This is a genomic window from Duganella sp. GW821-FHT07F09 (genome assembly GCF_059418705.1).
In genome coordinates, this window is record NZ_JBWKQJ010000001.1 from 936,528 (window position 1) to 955,300 (window position 18,773).

13 protein-coding genes are annotated in these 18,773 nt (G+C 61.6%); 11 read left to right on the forward strand and 2 right to left on the reverse strand.

Going from position 1 to position 18,773, the window contains the following annotated elements:
- The first annotated feature begins 4 nt into the window (after nt 1–4).
- Complete coding sequence (locus AC07P1_RS04270; protein WP_494694643.1) at nt 5–1,015, forward strand: response regulator; 1,011 nt, start codon at nt 5–7, stop codon at nt 1,013–1,015.
- Nucleotides 1,016–1,167: 152 nt separating this feature from the next.
- Here the strand turns inward: AC07P1_RS04270 and AC07P1_RS04275 are convergent, their stop codons facing one another.
- Entirely contained in the window at nt 1,168–3,705 is a 2,538-nt protein-coding gene (locus AC07P1_RS04275; protein ID WP_494694644.1) for an ABC transporter permease, read from the reverse strand.
- Nucleotides 3,706–3,732: 27 nt separating this feature from the next.
- Complete coding sequence (locus AC07P1_RS04280) at nt 3,733–4,746, reverse strand: adenosine deaminase (protein ID WP_494694645.1); 1,014 nt, start codon at nt 4,744–4,746, stop codon at nt 3,733–3,735.
- A gap of 553 nt (nt 4,747–5,299) precedes the next feature.
- On the opposite strand from AC07P1_RS04280, the gene AC07P1_RS04285 reads away from it, so the two are divergent.
- The 10 genes from AC07P1_RS04285 to ileS all read left to right on the forward strand — a co-directional run bounded on the left by AC07P1_RS04285 (nt 5,300) and on the right by ileS (nt 18,731).
- Nucleotides 5,300–7,222 (forward strand): PrkA family serine protein kinase, encoded by a 1,923-nt coding sequence (locus tag AC07P1_RS04285; protein WP_209726640.1) that lies wholly within the window; start codon nt 5,300–5,302, stop codon nt 7,220–7,222.
- Nucleotides 7,223–7,331: 109 nt separating this feature from the next.
- On the forward strand, nt 7,332–8,600 hold the full coding sequence (locus AC07P1_RS04290; protein WP_494694646.1) for a YeaH/YhbH family protein: 1,269 nt from the start codon (nt 7,332–7,334) through the stop codon (nt 8,598–8,600).
- A gap of 35 nt (nt 8,601–8,635) precedes the next feature.
- Nucleotides 8,636–10,186: a SpoVR family protein gene (locus AC07P1_RS04295; protein ID WP_494694647.1), complete on the forward strand. Its 1,551-nt coding sequence runs from the start codon at nt 8,636–8,638 to the stop codon at nt 10,184–10,186.
- 517 nt (nt 10,187–10,703) lie between these two features.
- A complete protein-coding gene (locus AC07P1_RS04300; protein WP_494694648.1) occupies nt 10,704–11,366 on the forward strand; it encodes an energy transducer TonB in 663 nt (220 codons plus the stop codon).
- 86 nt (nt 11,367–11,452) lie between these two features.
- The gene (locus AC07P1_RS04305; RefSeq protein ID WP_494694649.1) at nt 11,453–12,394 is read left to right on the forward strand and encodes a MotA/TolQ/ExbB proton channel family protein; all 942 of its coding nucleotides are present in this window, start codon (nt 11,453–11,455) and stop codon (nt 12,392–12,394) included.
- A gap of 6 nt (nt 12,395–12,400) precedes the next feature.
- On the forward strand, nt 12,401–12,829 hold the full coding sequence (locus AC07P1_RS04310) for an ExbD/TolR family protein (protein ID WP_315218732.1): 429 nt from the start codon (nt 12,401–12,403) through the stop codon (nt 12,827–12,829).
- Nucleotides 12,830–12,887: 58 nt separating this feature from the next.
- Nucleotides 12,888–13,316, forward strand: a complete 429-nt coding sequence (locus AC07P1_RS04315; protein WP_494694650.1) for an ExbD/TolR family protein — start codon at nt 12,888–12,890, stop codon at nt 13,314–13,316.
- 72 nt (nt 13,317–13,388) lie between these two features.
- Entirely contained in the window at nt 13,389–14,612 is a 1,224-nt protein-coding gene (locus AC07P1_RS04320) for a tetratricopeptide repeat protein (RefSeq protein ID WP_494694651.1), read from the forward strand.
- 180 nt (nt 14,613–14,792) lie between these two features.
- Nucleotides 14,793–15,797: a bifunctional riboflavin kinase/FAD synthetase gene (locus tag AC07P1_RS04325; RefSeq protein ID WP_494694652.1), complete on the forward strand. Its 1,005-nt coding sequence runs from the start codon at nt 14,793–14,795 to the stop codon at nt 15,795–15,797.
- Between the two features lie 63 nt (nt 15,798–15,860).
- The gene (gene ileS / locus AC07P1_RS04330; protein ID WP_494694653.1) at nt 15,861–18,731 is read left to right on the forward strand and encodes an isoleucine--tRNA ligase; all 2,871 of its coding nucleotides are present in this window, start codon (nt 15,861–15,863) and stop codon (nt 18,729–18,731) included.
- The last annotated feature ends 42 nt before the right edge of the window (nt 18,732–18,773 follow it).

Genomic DNA, 18,773 nt, shown 5'->3' on the forward strand with positions numbered 1-18,773 from the left:
TCCAATGCATCTGCCCGTCTACTCGCATCCCACGCTGACCGTACTCGTCGACGACAGCGACTCCTTCCTCAAAAGCCTGTCGTTCCAGCTCGATCCCATGCTGGCGAGCAAAACCTTCCACGACACCTCCGCCGCGCTGCAATGGCTGCGCCAAAGCGAAGCGGACGACGGCGTACCGCTGCAGGTGAACTTCGACATGCAAAACCTCACCGGCGACCAGTGCAACATCGCGCTCGACCTGGAGCGCATCTATCGCATCGGCGAACAGCGCCGGCGTTTTTCCACGCCATCGGTGCTGGTGATCGACTATTCGATGCCGCAAATGAACGGGCTGGAATTTTGCGAGGCGGTCAGCCACCTGCCGTGCAAGAAGATTTTGTTCACCGGCACGGCCGATGAAAAGATCGCCGTCAGCGCCTTCAACCGTGGCCTGATCGACCGCTACATCAAGAAGAGCGACGACCACGCGCTCGATATCCTGGAAGTGGAGATCGCCGCGCTGCAGCGCAGCTACTTCGACGACAAGTCGGAAACCTTGCGCGAGCTGGTGCTGCTGCATAACTACCATTTCCTGGGCGACCCGGTGCTGGCGGGCCTGGTGCAGCATCTGATGGCGTCGATGGGATTCGTCGAGCATTACATTTTCCCGAATCCGACCGGCATCCTGTTCCTCGACAAACACGGCAAGGCCAAGCTGATGATGATCGAGACCGAGCAGGGCATGTACGCGCAGTACGAGATCGCCCGCGACAGCGACGCGCCGCCGTCCTTGCTCGACGCGCTGCTGGCGCGGCGGGTGTTGCCGTTCTTCTCGGATGCGGAGGGGGACGGGATGTATTCGCGCCAGGTCGGCGACAGTTGGCATCGTTATTGCGCGGCGCCGCAGGTGTGCCAGGGCAGCGAGACGTATTATTGGGCGCTGTTCGACCTGCCGGCGCATTATTTCGACAAGCTGCCGTATGCGTATGCGCAGTTTTTGAAGGAGCACGCGGCGCAGGAACGTGTCGCCGCGTAGGGCGGATTAGGCGGAACGCCGTAATCGGCCATGCATGCGCCACCGACGGCGCAACCATGGCCGATTACGCTGCGCCAATCCGCCCTACGTGGATCCGTGGTGTAATCCGTGATGTATCCACTGGAATGTCCATCGCGCCCCTGCCATCCGCATTACGCCTCGCGCAAGGTCTGCAACGGCGGCTGGCGCAACACATTGCGCAGGCCCAGCCATCCACCGGCGATGGCGCACACCGCGCCGGCCACCAACCCGACCAGCCACACCGACGGACTGAACGCCCAGGCGAACTTGAACTGATACGTCGCCAACGCCCAACCCATGGCCGCCGCGCCCGTCGCCGCCAGCACACCCGACAGCGCGCCCACCAGCGAGAACTCGATCAACTGCGCCTGCGACAACTGCTTGCGCGTGGCCCCCAGCGCCCGCAACAAACCGGACTCCCGCGTGCGCTCGTCCTGCGATCCCATCAACGCCGCGTACAGCACCAGCAAGCCCGACGCCAACGTAAAGATGAACAGGAACTCGATCGCCGTCACCACCTGGTCCAGCACCGACTGCACCTGGCGCAGCAAGCCGCCGACATCGACAATGGTCAAGTTCGGGAAATCGCGCGTCAAGGCATTCATCACCCCGCCCTGTTGCGGCGGCAGGTGGAAGGCCGTGATCCAGCTCTGCGACACTTCCTTCATCGCCGCCGGGTTGATAATCACAAAGAAGTTGACCCGCATCGAACCCCACTCCAGCTTGCGCAGGCTGGTGATGGTCACGTCCACCGGCGCGCCGGCTATGTCAAAGCGCAACTTGTCGCCCAGCTTCCAGCGCAGGGTCTTGGCGATGCCCTCCTCCACCGACGCCTCGGCCGAGCCCGGCGTATCGGCGAACCATTTGCCGGCGCTGATCTTGTTTTCCGCCTGCATCTGCGCCATCGTCGACAGATTGAACTCGCGGTCGGCCAGGCCGCGCGCGCGGTCCTCGGTATACGTCTCGGCGGTGATCGGCTGGCCGTTCACGGCCGTCAGGCGGCCGCGTATCATCGGATACTGCGGCGCGTAGCGCACGCCGGCCGCCTCCAGCCGCTTGGCGACCTGCTCGCGTTGTTCCGGCTGGATATTGATGATGAAGCGGTTAGGCGCGTCCGGCGGCGTGGCGTTGCGCCAGGCCAACATCAAATCCTCGCGCACCACCGTCAGCACCAGCAGCGCCATCATGCCCAGCGCCAACGACACCACCTGCACGATGGTCGCGCCCGGCCGGCGTTGCAGCGAGGTGATGGCGAAGCGCCAGCTTTGATGATCGATGGCGCCGCGCAGGGGTTTGAGCGCCTTCAGCCCCAGCCAGGCCACCAGCCCGAACACCACAAAGGCACCGAGGAAACCGGCCGCCGTGTACGCCGCCAGTTGGGCGTCGCCGGCCTGCCACAGCAACAGCAAGCCGAAACCGCCCATGCCCAGGCCGTAGGTGGCCAGCGCCGCCACCTGCGGCGGGTCCTGCTCGCGGCGGATCACGCGGTTGTGCGGCACCTTGCGCAATTGCAGGATGGGCGGCAGCGCGAACGCGGCCAGCAGCAGCATGCCGATGGCCAGGCCCTGCAGCGCGGGATAGATCGTCGGCCCCGGCAAATCGGCCGCGACCAGCTTGCCCAATACTTCCAGCAACACGTAGTGCGCGCCGAAACCGACGACCACGCCGATGGCGCTGCCGACCAGGCCCACCATCAGGAATTCATATAAGTACATCGCCGTCACCTGGTTCTGCGTCAGGCCCAGGCAGCGCAGCATGGCGCAGGCGTCCAGATGGCGCTGCATGAAGCGGCGCGCGGCCATCGCCACGGCCACGGCGGCCAGCATCGCCGACAGCAGGCCCACCAGCGACAGGAAGCGGTCGGCGCGGTCCAGCGTGTTGCGCATTTCCGGACGGCCGTTTTCCAGCGACTCGACGCGCACGCCCTTGATGTTCTCCGCTTTGATCTTGTCGTCGAGCCATTTCTGGAAGGACGCGGCGACGGCGGGGCCGTTGGTCAGCGTGGCCGGCGCCGCCAGCAACAGCCGGTAGGTGACGCGCGAGCCGGGCTGGATCAGGTCGGTCGCCGGCAGATCCCGCAGCGCCAGCATCACGCGCGGCGCGAAGGCCAGGAAGTTGGCGCCGCGATCCGGCTCGGAGGCGATCAGCTGGGCGATCCTGAAGGTCTTGTCGCCAAGCTTGAGCTGGTCGCCGACCTTGGTGTTCAGGCTGCCCAGCAAGCCGGCGTCGATCCACACCGTGCCGGGCGCCGGAATATCGGCGGCCGGGGTGCCGTAGCTCTGCTCGGCCTGGGCCGGATCGGTGGTCAGCTTCAGCTTGCCGCGCAGCGGATAGCCGGGGCCGACCGCCTTGAGCGAGGCCAGCATCGAGGTCGACGATTCGCCCTCGCCCGCCTGCGCCATGCTGGGAAAGACCACGGTGTCGGTCACCACCAGGCCGCGCCGCAGCGCCTCGGCGCGCCACGCCGGAGCGACCGGGTTGTCGGCGCTGATGACGACGTCGGCGCCGAGCAACTGGTGCGCATCGCGGTCGAGGCCGCTACGCAGGCGGTCGACGAAGAAACCGGTGGCCGACAACGCGGCCACCGCCACCGTCAGCGCGATCAGCAGGAAGCGCAACTGGCCGGCGCGCCAGTCGCGCGCCGTCATTTTCAGGGCAAGCTTGAACATTGGTGTGACCCTCGGTGTCGTCGAGTTTTATACAGCGGCGGTGGCGAAGTAGGCGTCGACCTCGTCGAGGAATTTCTGTTTCTGCTCCGGCGGCAGGAAGGCGGCGGCGAAGCCGTTGCGCGCCAGCCGCTGCGCGTGGGACAGGCCCAGCGGCAAGGCGTCGAAGGTGGCGATGAAGTTGTCGTTCATATAGCCGCCGAAATAGGCCGGATCGTCGGAGTTGACGGTCGCCACGATGCCGGCGTCGAGCAGTTCGAGCAGGTTGTGCTGGCCCATGTGCTGGAACACGCACAGCTTGACGTTCGACAACGGACACACCGTCAGCGCGATCTGCTCGCGCGCCAGGCGCTGGGTCAGCGCGGCATCGTCGAGGCAGCGCACGCCGTGGTCGATGCGCTCGACCTTGAGCACGTCGAGCGCCGTTTCGATGTACGCCGGCGGGCCTTCCTCGCCGGCATGGGCGACCAGGCGGAAGCCGAGCTCCTTGCAACGCGCGAACACGCGGGCGAATTTCTCCGGTGGATTGCCGAGCTCGGATGAATCGAGGCCGATGCCCATATATTTGTCGCGGTACGGCAGCGCCTCCTCCAGCGTGGCGAAGGCGTCCTCCTCCGACAGGTGGCGCAGGAAGCTCAGGATCAGCGTGGCGCTGACCGGGCTGTCCTGGCAGGCGCGGTGGATGCCGTCGATGACGGTCTTGATCGGCACGCCGCGCGCCGTGTGCGTCTGCGGATCGAAGAAGATCTCGGTGTGGCGCACATTGTCGGCCTCGGCGCGCTGGAGGTAGGCGGCCGTCATGTCGTAGAAGTCCTGCTCTTGCAGCAGCACGCTGGCGCCGGCGTAGTAAATGTCGAGGAACGATTGCAAATCGGTGAAGGCGTAGGCGGCGCGCAAGTCCTCGACCGACGCGTATGGCAAGCTGACGTTGTTGCGCCGGGCCAGCGCGAAGATCAGCTCCGGCTCCAGCGAGCCCTCGATGTGGATGTGCAGCTCGGCTTTGGGCATGCCCTCGAGAACGGCGCGCAATTGTGGGTTCAACATGTTCTTTTTCCTGATACGGGTGGCGATGGGGGGACGTAATACGGCTATCTTATCTTATCCCGGAGCCGGGTTCATCGCGGCCGCCCGCGCGGTGCGACAGCGCACGCCGACTTGCGGCAAAATTTATCTATTATGAGGCGCGATCAGCACGGCGCGCACAGGCATGATACTGTGGCATTAGTGTGGTAAAAACGAGCTAAAAAAATGCCATAAAACTCACGGGAAACCTCAAAAAATTCGCAATAATATTCTTTAAAATCATCATGTTACGAAAGAGTATTAACGATATTACGACATATCTTTTGACTTCCTGCGGCAATAGAGCAATAATAAATTTCATAGACGTAAGAAGCATTACGACCAACACATAAAAGCCGTCCACCGGCATGCAGCCAGCGGCAATAAAGCCAGCTCAAGGACACGGGCAATCCGTGCCATCAAAGGAAGCTGGAGACAAGAAAAATAAGATAGAAGGGAACGCACAAATTAGGGCCAGGGCAGCCGTAACTGCCGGTGACCCGTGACTAGTAGGCTTACATTAAAGGACACCCAAATGACCATTTTTGACAACTACGCCGCACGGTACGAACGGACCAAGGAAGAAGAGATGTCCATGAAGGAATATCTCGAACTTTGCAAAAAAGATCGACTTACCTACGCGAGCGCCCCCGAGCGCATGTTGGCCGCCATCGGCGAACCAACCCTGGTCGACACCCGCAACGATACCCGGCTGTCCCGCATCTTTGCCAACAAGGTCATCAAGATCTATCCCGCGTTCCGCGAGTTCTACGGCACCGAGGAAGTGATCGAGCAAGTGGTCTCCTACTTCCGCCACGCGGCGCAGGGCCTGGAGGAACGCAAGCAGATCCTTTATCTGCTCGGTCCGGTCGGCGGCGGCAAATCGTCGATCGCCGAAAAGCTCAAGTCGCTGATGGAACACGTGCCCTTCTATTGCCTCAAAGGCTCGCCGGTCAACGAATCGCCGCTCGGCCTGTTCAACGAGGAAGAGGACGGCGTGCTGCTGGAAGAGGATTACGGCATTCCGCGCCGCTACCTGCGCAACATCCCCAGCCCGTGGGCCGTCAAGCGCCTGCACGAATTCAACGGCGACATCAACCAGTTCCGCGTGGTCAAGCGCTACCCTTCCGTGCTGAAACAAGTGGCCATCTCCAAGACCGAGCCGGGCGACGAGAACAACCAGGACATCTCCTCGCTGGTCGGCAAGGTCGACATCCGCAAGCTCGAGGACTATTCGCAGGACGATCCGGACGCCTACAGCTACTCCGGCGGCCTGTGCCTGGCCAACCAGGGCTTGATGGAATTCGTCGAGATGTTCAAGGCGCCCATCAAGGTGTTGCATCCATTATTGACGGCCACGCAGGAAGGCAACTACAAGGGCACCGAGGGCTTCGGCGCCATCCCGTTCGACGGCATCATCCTGGCGCACTCGAACGAGTCGGAATGGAAAACCTTCCGCAACAACCGCAACAACGAGGCCTTCCTCGACCGTATCTACATCGTCAAAGTACCGTACTGCCTGCGCGTGACCGACGAGATCAAGATCTACGACAAACTGGTGGCCAACTCGTCGCTGTACCAGGCCCCGTGCGCGCCCGGCACCTTGAAGATGATGGCGCAGTTCGCCATCCTGTCGCGCCTGAAGGACCCGGAAAACTCCAGCATCTTCAGCAAGATGCTGGTCTACGATGGCGAAAACCTCAAGGACACCGATCCGAAGGCCAAGTCCATGCACGAGTACGTCGACTACGCCGGCGTCGACGAGGGCATGAACGGGCTGTCGACGCGCTTCGCGTTCAAGATCCTGTCCAAGGTCTTCAACTTCGACAACACCGAAGTGGCGGCCAATCCGGTCCACCTGTTGTATGTGCTGGAGCAGCAGGTCGAGCGCGAGCAGTTCCCGCCGGAGACCGAACAGAAATACTTCTCGTACATTAAAGAGCACCTAGCGCAGAAGTACGTCGAGTTCATCGGCAAGGAAATCCAGACCGCCTATCTGGAGAGCTATTCCGAATACGGCCAGAACATCTTCGACCGCTACGTCACGTTCGCCGACTTCTGGATCCAGGACCAGGAATACCGCGACCCGGACACCGGCGAGAGCTTCGACCGCGAGTCGCTGAACAACGAACTGGAGAAGATCGAAAAACCGGCCGGCATTTCCAACCCCAAGGATTTCCGCAACGAGATCGTCAACTTCGGCCTGCGGGCGCGCGCCAATAATGGCGGCAAGAATCCCGCTTGGACCAGTTATGAGAAATTCCGCACGGTGATCGAGAAGAAGATGTTCTCCAATACGGAGGAACTGCTGCCGGTGATCTCCTTTAACGCCAAGGCCAGCGCCGAGGACGCCAACAAGCACGCCGACTTCGTCGCGCGCATGGTGGAAAAAGGCTATACGGCCAAACAGGTCCGCCTGCTGTGCGAATGGTATTTGCGCGTGAGGAAGTCCTCTTAAGCAGTATTTTCGGCAATCTCGCGCGGCCGTGCCGCGCGGCCGCATGCGCGCCGGCCCGCCGACAGCGGCGGCCGGCGCGGCGCCGACCCATAGCAGCAGGAGGCATCTTTTGACTTACCTCATCGATCGACGTTTGCAGGGCAAGAACAAATCCGCGGTCAACCGCGAGCGCTTCTTGCGGCGCTACAAGTCGCAGATCAAGGACGCGGTGGGACGGGCCATCAAGGGCCGTTCCATCACCGATATTGAAAACGGCGAAAAAGTCTCGATCCCCGTCAAGGACGTGGGAGAGCCATCGTTCGGCCACGCCCATGGCGGCGTGTGGGAAACCATCAACCCCGGCAACCAGGAATACCAGAAAGGCGACCTGATCAACCGACCCAAGGGCGGCGGCGGTTCCGGGCGCGGCAAGGCGGGCAATAGCGACCAGATGACCGAGGATGACTTCATCTTCGAGCTGTCGCGCGAAGAGTTCATGAACTATTTCTTCGAGGACCTGGAACTGCCGCACATGGTCAAGACGCAGCTGACCGCGACGACCGAATTCAAGAACCAGCGCGCCGGCTACAACATGTCGGGCACGCCGTCCAACATCCACGTGCTGCGCTCGCTGCGCGGCGCGCTGGGCCGGCGCATCGCCGTTGGCGGCAACTCGCGCAAGCGGCTCGAGGAAGCCGAGGCCGAGCTCGAGCAACTGCTGCTCGACGGCGAGCCGCTCGACGCCCCGCATGTGCTGGAGCTGAAGAAGCTGATCCACCACCTGCACACGCGGCTGCTGGCGATCCCCTTCATCGACCCGTTCGACCTGCGCTACAGCAACCGCATCAAGGTGCCCAAGCCGATGACGCAGGCGGTCATGTTCTGCATCATGGACGTCTCCGGTTCGATGGACGAGACCCGCAAGGACACGGCCAAGCGCTTCTTCATCCTGCTGTACCTGTTCCTCAAGCGCGCCTACGACAAGATCGACGTGGTCTTCATCCGCCACCACACGGCCGCCGCCGAGGTGGACGAGGAGGAATTCTTCCACTCGCGCGAGTCCGGCGGCACGGTGGTGTCGTCGGCGCTGCACCTGCTCGACAAGATCATCGAGGAGCGCTACGGCGCCGGCGCCTGGAACAGCTACGTGGCGCAAGCCTCGGACGGCGACAACTGGGACAACGACTCGGTGCTGTGCCGCCAGCTGTTGATCAACACCATCATGCCCAAGGTGCAGTACTACACCTATGTCGAGATCACCGACGGCCCGCCGCAAAACCTGTGGGAGCAGTACTCGCAGATTCCGGACCACCACGCCAACTTCGCCATGCAGAAAATAGTCACGCCGGCCGATATCTATCCGGTGTTCCGCGAACTGTTCAAGAAACAGCCGAAATAGGCGGCCGCGCCGGCCGCCCACCTAGCGAGCGCCCCATGAACGACATGACGCACCAGCCCTCCCCCAAGCCGCGCCATCCGCGCGCCCTGCCCGAGCAGTCCGAATGGACGTTCGAACTGATCGAGCAGGCCCACCAGGAAATCCGCCGGGTCGCCGAGAACTTCGGCCTCGACACCTATCCGAACCAGCTCGAAATCATCACCGCCGAGCAGATGATGGACGCCTACACGTCGGTCGGCATGCCGGTGTCGTACAACCACTGGTCGTTCGGCAAGCATTTCCTGTCGACCGAAAAAGGTTACAAACGCGGCCAGATGGGCCTGGCCTACGAGATCGTCATCAACTCCGATCCCTGCATCGCCTATTTAATGGAGGAAAACAGCCTGACCATGCAGGCGCTGGTGATCGCGCACGCGGCCTACGGCCACAACTCCTTCTTCAAAGGCAATTACCTGTTCCGCACCTGGACCGACGCCGAGGCCATCGTCGACTACATGGTGTTCGCCAAAAATTACATCGCCGAGTGCGAGCAGCGCCATGGCATCGACGCCGTCGAAACCTTGCTCGACTCCTGCCACGCGATCCAGAACTACGGCGTCGACCGCTACAAGCGCCCCGCCAAGCTGTCGATGATGGAGGAAAGGGCGCGGCAGAAGGAACGCGAGGCCTATGTGCAATCGCAGATCAACGACCTGTGGCGCACGCTGCCGCGGCGCGAGGAGGAAGAGGCCGAGAAGGCCGCGCCGCGCTTCCCGCCCGAGCCGGAGGAGAACCTGCTGTACTTCATCGAGAAGTACGCGCCGTTGCTGGAGCCGTGGCAGCGCGAGATGGTGCGCATCGTGCGCAAGATCAGCCAGTACTTCTATCCGCAGCGCCAGACCCAGGTGATGAACGAGGGCTGGGCCACCTTCTGGCACTACACCATCCTCAACCAGTTGTACGACGAGGGCGTGGTCGCCGACGGCTTCATGATGGAGTTCCTCAAGAGCCATACCAACGTGGTCTACCAGCCGCCCGTCAACAGCCCCTATTACAGCGGCATCAACCCGTACGCGCTCGGCTTCGCGATGATGACGGACATCCGCCGCATCTGCGAGCACCCGACCGCCGAGGACCGCGAATGGTTCCCCGACATCGCCGGCAGCGACTGGCGCAAGACCCTGGACTTCGCCATGCGCAACTTCAAGGACGAGAGCTTCATCGCCCAGTACCTGTCGCCCAAGCTGATCCGCGAGTTCCACTTCTTCGCCGTGCTCGACGACGACAACAACGAGAAACTGGCGATCTCCGCCATCCATGACGACCTCGGCTATCGTTACGTGCGCCAGCAGCTTGCAGAACAATATAATCTCGGCAACCGTGAACCCAACATCCAGGTCTGGTCCGTCAATACCCGCGACGACCGGGCCTTGACGCTGCGCCACGCGCAGTTCCAGCGCCGTCCGCTGAACCAGCAGGCCGGCGAGGTGCTGAAACATGTGGCGCGTTTGTGGGGCTTCGACGTCCACCTGGAAACGGTGGCGCCGAACGGCGAGGTGGTCAGCACGATGGAGGTCAAACGGGAGAAACGTGCCCGGGGAAGTTGACCAACATATATATAGTGCTTGCGTTGGGGGCGGTGCGGTTCAGGCACGGCTCTTGCAAGGTCTAAGTCGGGGTCAGGGGCGGTGCTCTGGCCCCGGTTTTTTTTGGTGAATGCATGACGCGATCCCGAAGTCAACAGGTTTTTGCATGTTTTTGCAAATTACCTGCCGCAACAATTTCGTGAACGAAACATTCGCGGCCAAATTATCAACTGTTGGTAGTAAAATTACGCTGATAATATTCCGTGATTGCGCTTAAGGGAAAACTAAGTAACGTGGTGGCCCGTAATGCCCCAATTCTGCGCCGCGCACGCTTGCCCGGCGAACCAATTTGGTGCAAAGTGAGCGCTATCACATAGGAAAACCCTATGAAATTTAACCGGTTTTAGGGATGAAAATTCTATGTAAAATCAAGAATTCGTATGTATAATTCGCCGACGTCCCGGATGCGGCTGTTGTTTTATGTCGCCATTTTGGGGTTTAGTAGCAACAAAAAGAGTTGGTATTGGAGAAAGCAGGCATGAATTTCACGCACAACGAGAAAAGCACCGGGAAGAACTTTACAGGCATTACCATTGTCGTTTTGTTGCACGTCCTGGTTGCTTATGGAATCATAACGGGCCTGGGAACCCGCCTGGTGGCAAAGATGATCGCCCCAGTGGAGACAAAGATCATCGAGGAAGTAGCACCTCCTCCACCAAAGGAACTCCCACCACCGCCACCTCCGCCAGAGATGAAGGCTCCCCCGCCGCCATTCATCCCGCCAGTCGAGGTGAACGTGCAGCAGCCGCCACCGCAGCAGAACGTGATCGCTAACGCGACCAACGTGAAGCCGCCGACGACCGAACTGCAAAAAGCGCCGCCGGCACCACCGGCGCCGCCGACACCAGGCCCAGCGAAGGCGGTCAACGTCGCCGCCGTAGCCGACTTCAGCACCTGCGCCAAGCCGGAATGGCCGAAGTCGTCGCTGCGTAACGAAGAAACGGGAACGGTAACGTTGTCGTTCCTGATTGCCGCCGATGGCCGTGTTGCCGACTCCAAAGTCGTCAAATCGAGTGGTTTTAGGGATCTGGACAAGGCAGCGGTTAGCGGCATCAGCAAATGCCGTTTCAAACCGGGTCTGACCGACGGGAAACCGACGGAAGCGTGGATGCAGATGCAATACGTCTGGACGCTGGAGTAAAAACCGAGACAGCTGTTACGTCTCACTTAGTAAGTTTCGTTGTCATACATTCAGCGATCTGATTATTTTATCAATTTGGAGGAAGCATGTTTAAGAATACCCGTTTGTCCGCTGTACTGGCCGCTGTGCTGTTTTCCGTGACCGCAGCCACCGCCCTGGTAAGCGCCCCAGCTTTCGCTGACGCGCCAGCCTCGGCAGCTTCGGCTCCAGCAGCCGCTCCAGCGGATGCGGCAGCAGCACCAGCACCGGCAGCCGACGCAGCCGCCGCTCCAGCAGCAGACGCAGCAGCTCCAGCAGCCGCCCCGGCAGCCGCCGGCGGCCATGAAGAAGTGGAAAACCCATACGGCTTCAAGGCGGTGTGGGATGCAGGTTTCGTTTCGCGCGCCACCCTGATCATCCTGACCATCATGTCCATGGGTTCGTGGTACATCATCATCACCAAGCTGATCGACCAGGCCAAGATCTTCAAACAGTCGAAAGAAACCTCGGCCAAGTTCTGGAAAGCTTCGTCGATCGCTGCTGGTTCGGCTGCCCTGAAAGAAGGCTCGCCATTCCGCTTCATCGCCGAGACCGGCACCAAGGCCACCGTGCACCACGACGGCGCCCTGCTGGAACAAATCGACCTGTCGACCTGGGTGACGATGTCGATCCAGCGCGCTGTCGACAAAGTTCAGTCGCGTCTGCAAGATGGCCTGTCGTTCCTGGCAACCGTCGGTTCGACCTCGCCGTTCATCGGTCTGTTCGGTACCGTTTGGGGTATTTACAATGCGCTGATCGCCATCGGCATGTCGGGTAACGCATCGATCGACAAGGTTGCAGGTCCGGTCGGTGAAGCGCTGATCATGACCGCTTTCGGTCTGTTCGTCGCCGTTCCAGCCGTTCTGGGTTACAACTGGCTGGTGCGTCGTAACAAGGCAGCGATGGAAGATGTCCGTTCGTTCTCGGCCGACGTGCACTCGGTGCTGATCTCGGGCGCCATGTCCACCAGCGAAGCCGGCCGTCTGGCTGGCGCTAAAAAGATTGGATAATTAATCATGTCGATGTCCGTAGGCTCCGATAGCGGAGAAGAAGACCAAGTCATGTCAGAGATCAACACGACGCCCCTCGTGGACATCATGTTGGTTCTGCTGATTATCTTCCTGATCACGAGCCCGGTTGTTCTGAAGCTGATCAAGATCAAGCTGCCGGAAGAAACCAACCAGGTTATTCAGACCAAGCCGGAAGATGTCAACATCGTTGTGAGCAAGGATGGCGACATCTACTGGAACCAGAAGAAGATGCGCGACGCGAATGAGTTGTTCGACAATCTGAAGGTGGAAGCAGTGAAAGTGCCGCAGCCGGAAGTGCACGTTCGTGGCGATCAAGAAACACGCTACGAATCGATCGGCAAGGTTATTTACACTACCCAGCGCGCTGGTATTCAGAAGGTCGGCTTCATCACCGAACCGCCTGATAAGGGTTAATCCCCGTTAGTGCATCGCAGGCCTGAAACACGGCCTGCCCTTCTAAAAAGGAAACATCATGAGTATGAATGTCGGCTCCCCATCCGCAGGCGCGGATCCGGAACCAATGATGGAAATGAATATGACGCCCCTCATCGACGTGATGCTGGTGCTGATTATCATGATGATCATTACGATTCCGAAAGCCAATCACTCGGTCAACTTGAACATGCCGGTCGGCACCCCGCCGCCACCGACCAAGGACCCAGTGGTCATCACGATCGACGTCGACTTCGACGGTACGATTCTGTGGGATAACGTGGTCGTTCCCGACCGCGGCGCCCTGGAAGCGAAACTGACCGATGTCGCGGCCCAACCCGACCAGCCGGAGGTGCATCTGCGTCCGAACAAGCTGGTCGAGTACAAAGCCGTGGCAGGCGTCATGGCTGCCGCACAGCGTCTCGGCGTGACCAAAATTGGCCTGGTCGGCAACGAACAGTTCCAATAAATCAGTTCTATGTTCAACGATAGGCAGGACCATTCCTGCCTATTTCGCATTTTGAAGAAAGAAAACTTACCCATGACCAAGTTTCGTCTCGCTCATCTCGGCCTGGTAATGGCCGCTATTGGTTTTACAGCAGCAGCTCCTATTGCGGGTTTTTCGTCGGTCGCCTACGCTGCCGAAGCGGTGCGCGCTGAAATCGGCAAACCATTGCAGGAAGCACAGAAACTGGCTGCGGCAGGAAAGAACAAAGAAGCAGTAGCAAAACTGAAGGAAACCGATTCCGTCGGCGGCAAAAGCGCCAACGAGACCTATCTGATCGAACGCACCCGCGCCTCGGCCGCCGCTTCCGCTGGCGATTACGACACCGCCGCGCGCGCCTTCGAGAGCGTGATCAACTCCGGCAAACTGTCGGCCGCCGAACAACCGAAATTCACCCAGGCGCTGGCCGGTATCTACTACCGCATCAAGGATTACCCGAAAGCCATCACCTGGATCCAACGCGCGCTGAAAGACAATCCGAACGACGGCGCCATGCACGAACTGCTGATCCAGACCTATTACATCAGCGGCAAGTACTCCGAGGCCGCCAAGGAACTGCAAGCGTCGAAGAACCTGAACGAAGCCCAACTGGGCATGCTGGCCAACATCCAGCTCAAGCAGAACGACAAGGCCGGCTACGTGCAGACCCTGGAACGCATGGCCGCCAGCTATCCGAAGCCGCAAACCTGGGCCGACCTGCTGCAACGCGTACAAGCCAAGCCCGGCTTCTCGTCGGGCCTGTCGCTGGACGTGCTGCGCCTGCGCCTGGCCAACGGCCTGCTGAGCAAGCCTTCCGAGTACATGGAGATGAGCCAATTGGCGCTGCAGGCGGGTAACCCGGCCGAAGCGATCAAGATCATCAACGAAGGCTACAAAAAAGGCGCGCTGGGCACCGGTTCCGACGCCGCCCGCCACCAGCGCCTGAAAGACCTGGCCGCCAAGACCCAGGCCGAGTTCGACGCCAAGCAGGCCGCCAACGAAGCCGAAGCCGTCAAGAACAAGGACGCCGACGCGCTGGCCAACATGGGCTACGCGCTGGTCTCCGCCGGCAAGGCCGACAAGGGCCTGCCGCTGCTGGAACAAGCCGTCAAGCTGGGCACCGGCCGCAATCCGGAAGCCATCAAGCTGCACTACGGTATCGCGCAATCGATCGCCGGCAAGAAATCGGCCGCGTTGTCGACCTTGAAATCGGTCAAAGGCACGGACGGTACCGCCGACCTGGCCCGCTACTGGACCCTGGGCCTGAACAAAGCCGCTTAATCCGGCCGCGTTTTGATCCTGAAAGCGCTGTCTGCTCCGGCAGGCGGCGCTTTTTTCCATTTCAGGGACCCAAAATCGGGCAAAAAGCCCCTTCCCGCCCCCGCCCATGCCCTTTGCGGATGTGCATCGCCGAAACAAACCGTATAATCCTCCATTTAGCGATAGTTCCCCCAGATTCCCATGAAGGTATTTCGAGGTCTCCCCAACGCAGCGGCGCGCGCGCCGTGCGCGCTTACGATCGGCAACTTTGATGGTGTCCACCTCGGCCACCAGGCGTTGCTGGCCCGCGTGCGCGGCGCCGCCACCGGCCTCGGCCTGGAAGCGGCGGTGATGACCTTCGAACCGCATCCGCGCGAATTCTTCGCCAACAAGGCCGGCGACCCGTCGAAGGCGCCGCCGCGCATCGCCAACCTGCGCGACAAGCTGCAATCGCTGTCGGACAACGGCATCGACCGCGTCATCGTCGAGCACTTCTCGGCGCCGTTCGCCGCCCTCACGCCCCAGGAATTCACCGAAAAGGTGCTGGTCGAGGGCTTGCACGTCAAATGGCTGATGGTCGGCGACGACTTTTGCTACGGCGCGCGCCGCGCCGGCAATGTCCAAATGCTGCTGGAGGCGGGTAAACAATACGGCTTCCACGTCGAGACCTTGCCGACGGTGATGAACGGCACCACCCGCATCTCGTCGTCGGCCGTGCGCGCCGCGCTGGCCGGGGGCGACTTCGGCCACGCCGAGGCGCTGCTGGGCCATCCGTACGCCATCTCCGGCCATGTGATCCACGGCCAGAAGCTGGGCCGCACCCTGGGCTTCCCCACCCTCAACCTGCGCGTGCCGCACCGGCCCGCGCTGTCCGGCATCTTCATCGTCCAGGTACACGGCCTGGCCGAGCGGCCGCTGCCGGCCGTCGCCAGCCTGGGCGTGCGCCCGACCGTCGACGACAGCGGCCGCGTGCTGCTGGAAGTGCACGTGTTCGACTTCAACCAGGGCTGCTACGGCAGGCAGGTGCGCGTCGAATTCCTGCAAAAGATCCGCGACGAGGAAAAATACGTCGATCTGCCGACCCTGACCGCCGCCATCCACCGCGACGCCGACATCGCCCGCGCCTACTTCGCGCAACGGGATGACGCCACTGGCGGCGACCTCGGCGACCTCGTTAGCGCGACCAACGCCACCGACCGAATTTGAGCGCGCGATCAGCTACGCGCGCCGGCTATCCAGAATTCCCGCATACTTCACTGAAGAAAAAACATGTCCGATAAAAGCAAAGCCCCGAAGAAACCTGAAAGCAAATACCCGGTCAACATGACCGAAACCCCGTTCCCGATGCGCGGCGACATGGCCAAGCGCGAACCGGACTGGGTGCAGCAATGGCAGGAAAAGAAAATCTACGAGCGCGTGCGCAAGGCCGCCGCCGGCCGTCCGAAATTCATCCTGCACGACGGCCCGCCGTACGCCAACGGCGACATCCACATCGGCCACGCCGTCAACAAGATCTTGAAGGACATGGTGGTCAAGTCGCGCGGCTTCGCCGGCTTCGACGCCCCGTATGTGCCGGGTTGGGATTGCCACGGCATGCCGATCGAGATCCAGATCGAAAAACAGTACGGCAAAAACCTGCCGACCGCCGAGGTGCTGACCAAGGCGCGCGCCTACGCGCTCGAACAGGTCGACCGCCAGCGCAAGGACTTCATCCGCCTGGGCGTGCTGGGCGAATGGCAGAATCCCTACCTGACGATGAACTACTCGAACGAGGCGGACGAACTGCGCGCGCTCGGCACCCTGCTGGAAAAAGGCTATGTCTATCGCGGCCTGAAACCGGTCAACTGGTGCTTCGACTGCCAGTCGGCGCTGGCCGAGGCGGAAGTGGAATACCAGGAAAAGCGCGACCCGGCGATCGACGTCGGCTTCAAGTTCGCCGAATTCGACAAGCTTGCCAAGGCCTTCAGCCTCGATAGCCTGCCGACCGAAAACGGCTTCGTCGTCATCTGGACCACGACCCCGTGGACCATCCCGTCCAACCAGGCGCTCAACGTCAATCCGGAGGTGATCTACGCGCTGGTGAAGACGGAGTGTGACGGCCAGCCTTTGCTGCTGATCCTGGCGCAGGACCTGGTCGAATCGTCGCTGGCGCGCTTCAAGCTCGAAGGCGTCACCATCGCCACTTGCCATGGCGCGGCGCTGGAAGGCATCGGCTTCCGCCACCCGCTGCACGCGGCCGACGCCTTCTACGACCGCCTGTCGCCGATGTACCTGGCCGAGTACGTGACCACCGAAAGCGGCACCGGCGTGGTGCACTCGGCGCCCGCCTATGGCCTGGACGACTTTATCTCCTGCCGCGCGCATGGCATGAAGGACGAACAGATCCTGACCCCGGTCATGGGCGACGGCAAATTCGCCTCGACCCTGCCGCTGTTCGGCGGCATGACGATCTGGGAAGCGTCCAAGCCGATCTGCGGCGCGCTCAAAGAAGCCGGCGCGCTGTTCGAAGTGAAGATGTTCGACCACAGCTACATGCACTGCTGGCGCCATAAAACGCCGATCATCTACCGCGCCACCTCGCAGTGGTTCGCCGGCATGGACGTCAAGCCGAAGGACGGCGGCGCCACCTTGCGCGAAACCGCGCTCAAAGGCATCGACGAGACCAAGTTCTTCCCGGACTGGGGCCAGGCGCGCCTGCACGGCATGATCGCCAACCGCCCCGACTGGACCCTGTCGCGCCAGCGCCAGTGGGGCGTGCCGATGGCCTTCGTGGTGCACAAGGAAACCGGCGCGCTGCATCCGCGCACGCCGGAGTTGCTGGAGCAGGTCGCCAAACTGATCGAAAAGAGCGGCATCGACGCCTGGCTGGCGCTCGACCTGAAAGACCTGATCGGCGACGAGGCGGCCGGGTACGAGAAGAACAAGGACACGCTGGACGTCTGGTTCGACTCCGGCTCGACCCACCAGACCGTGCTGCGCGGCTCGCACAAGGAGCAATCGGCCTTCCCTGCGGACCTGTACCTGGAAGGCTCGGACCAGCACCGCGGCTGGTTCCACTCGTCGCTGCTGACGTCCTCGATGCTGAACGGCGTGCCGCCGTACAAAGCGCTCTTGACGCACGGCTTCGTGGTCGACGGCGAAGGCAAGAAGATGTCCAAGTCGGTCGGTAACACCGTCGCGCCGCAGGACGTCTGGAACAAGCTGGGCGCCGACATGCTGCGACTGTGGGTGGCCACCACCGACTACACCGGCGAACTGTCGATCTCCGACGAGATACTCAAGCGCGTGACGGAAGCCTATCGCCGCATCCGCAACACCTTGCGCTTCCTGCTGGCCAACCTGTCGGACTTCGACGCCGCCAAGGACGCCGTGCCGGTCGCCGAGCTGCTGGAAATCGACCGCTACGCGATCGCCAACATGGCCGCGCTGCAGGCGGAAATCGCCGAGCACTATCTGCAGTACGAGTTCCAGCCGGTCTACTCCAAGCTGCAGAACTACTGCTCCGAGGACCTGGGCGGCTTCTACCTCGACATCCTCAAGGACCGCCTGTACACGTCGGCCGTCGGCTCGCACGCGCGCCGTTCGGCGCAGACCGCGCTGTGGCACATCACGCAAAGCCTGCTGCGCGTGATGGCGCCGGCGCTGTCGTTCACGGCGGAGGAAGCCTGGGCCATCTTCGCCGGCGAGGAAGCGTTCAAGGCCAGCGACGAGACCATCTTCACGCAGACGTGGTGGCAGCTGCCGGAACCGGCCGACGCCGAAGCGCTGCTGGCCAAGTACACCGCCCTGCGCGCGGTGCGCACCGACGTGACCAAGCAATTGGAAGATTTGCGCACTTCGGGCGCGATCGGTTCGTCGCTGCAGGCCGAGCTGACCATCAAGGCCGCCGGCGACAAATACAAGCTGCTCGCCAGCCTCGAGGACGACCTCAAATTCGTCTTCATCACGTCGCTGGCGCAAGCCGTCGAAGTGGCCGCCGAAGCCGATGAAGCGGTCGAAGTGGCCGCCTCCACGGCCGAGAAGTGCGAGCGTTGCTGGCACTACCGCGCCGACGTCGGCGCGCACGCGGACCATCCGACGCTCTGCGGCCGTTGCCACAGCAATCTGTTTGGTGCGGGCGAAAAACGCAAGTTCGCTTAATATTGGGCCCGCCGATTTTCACAAGAAATCGGCGGCGCCGTC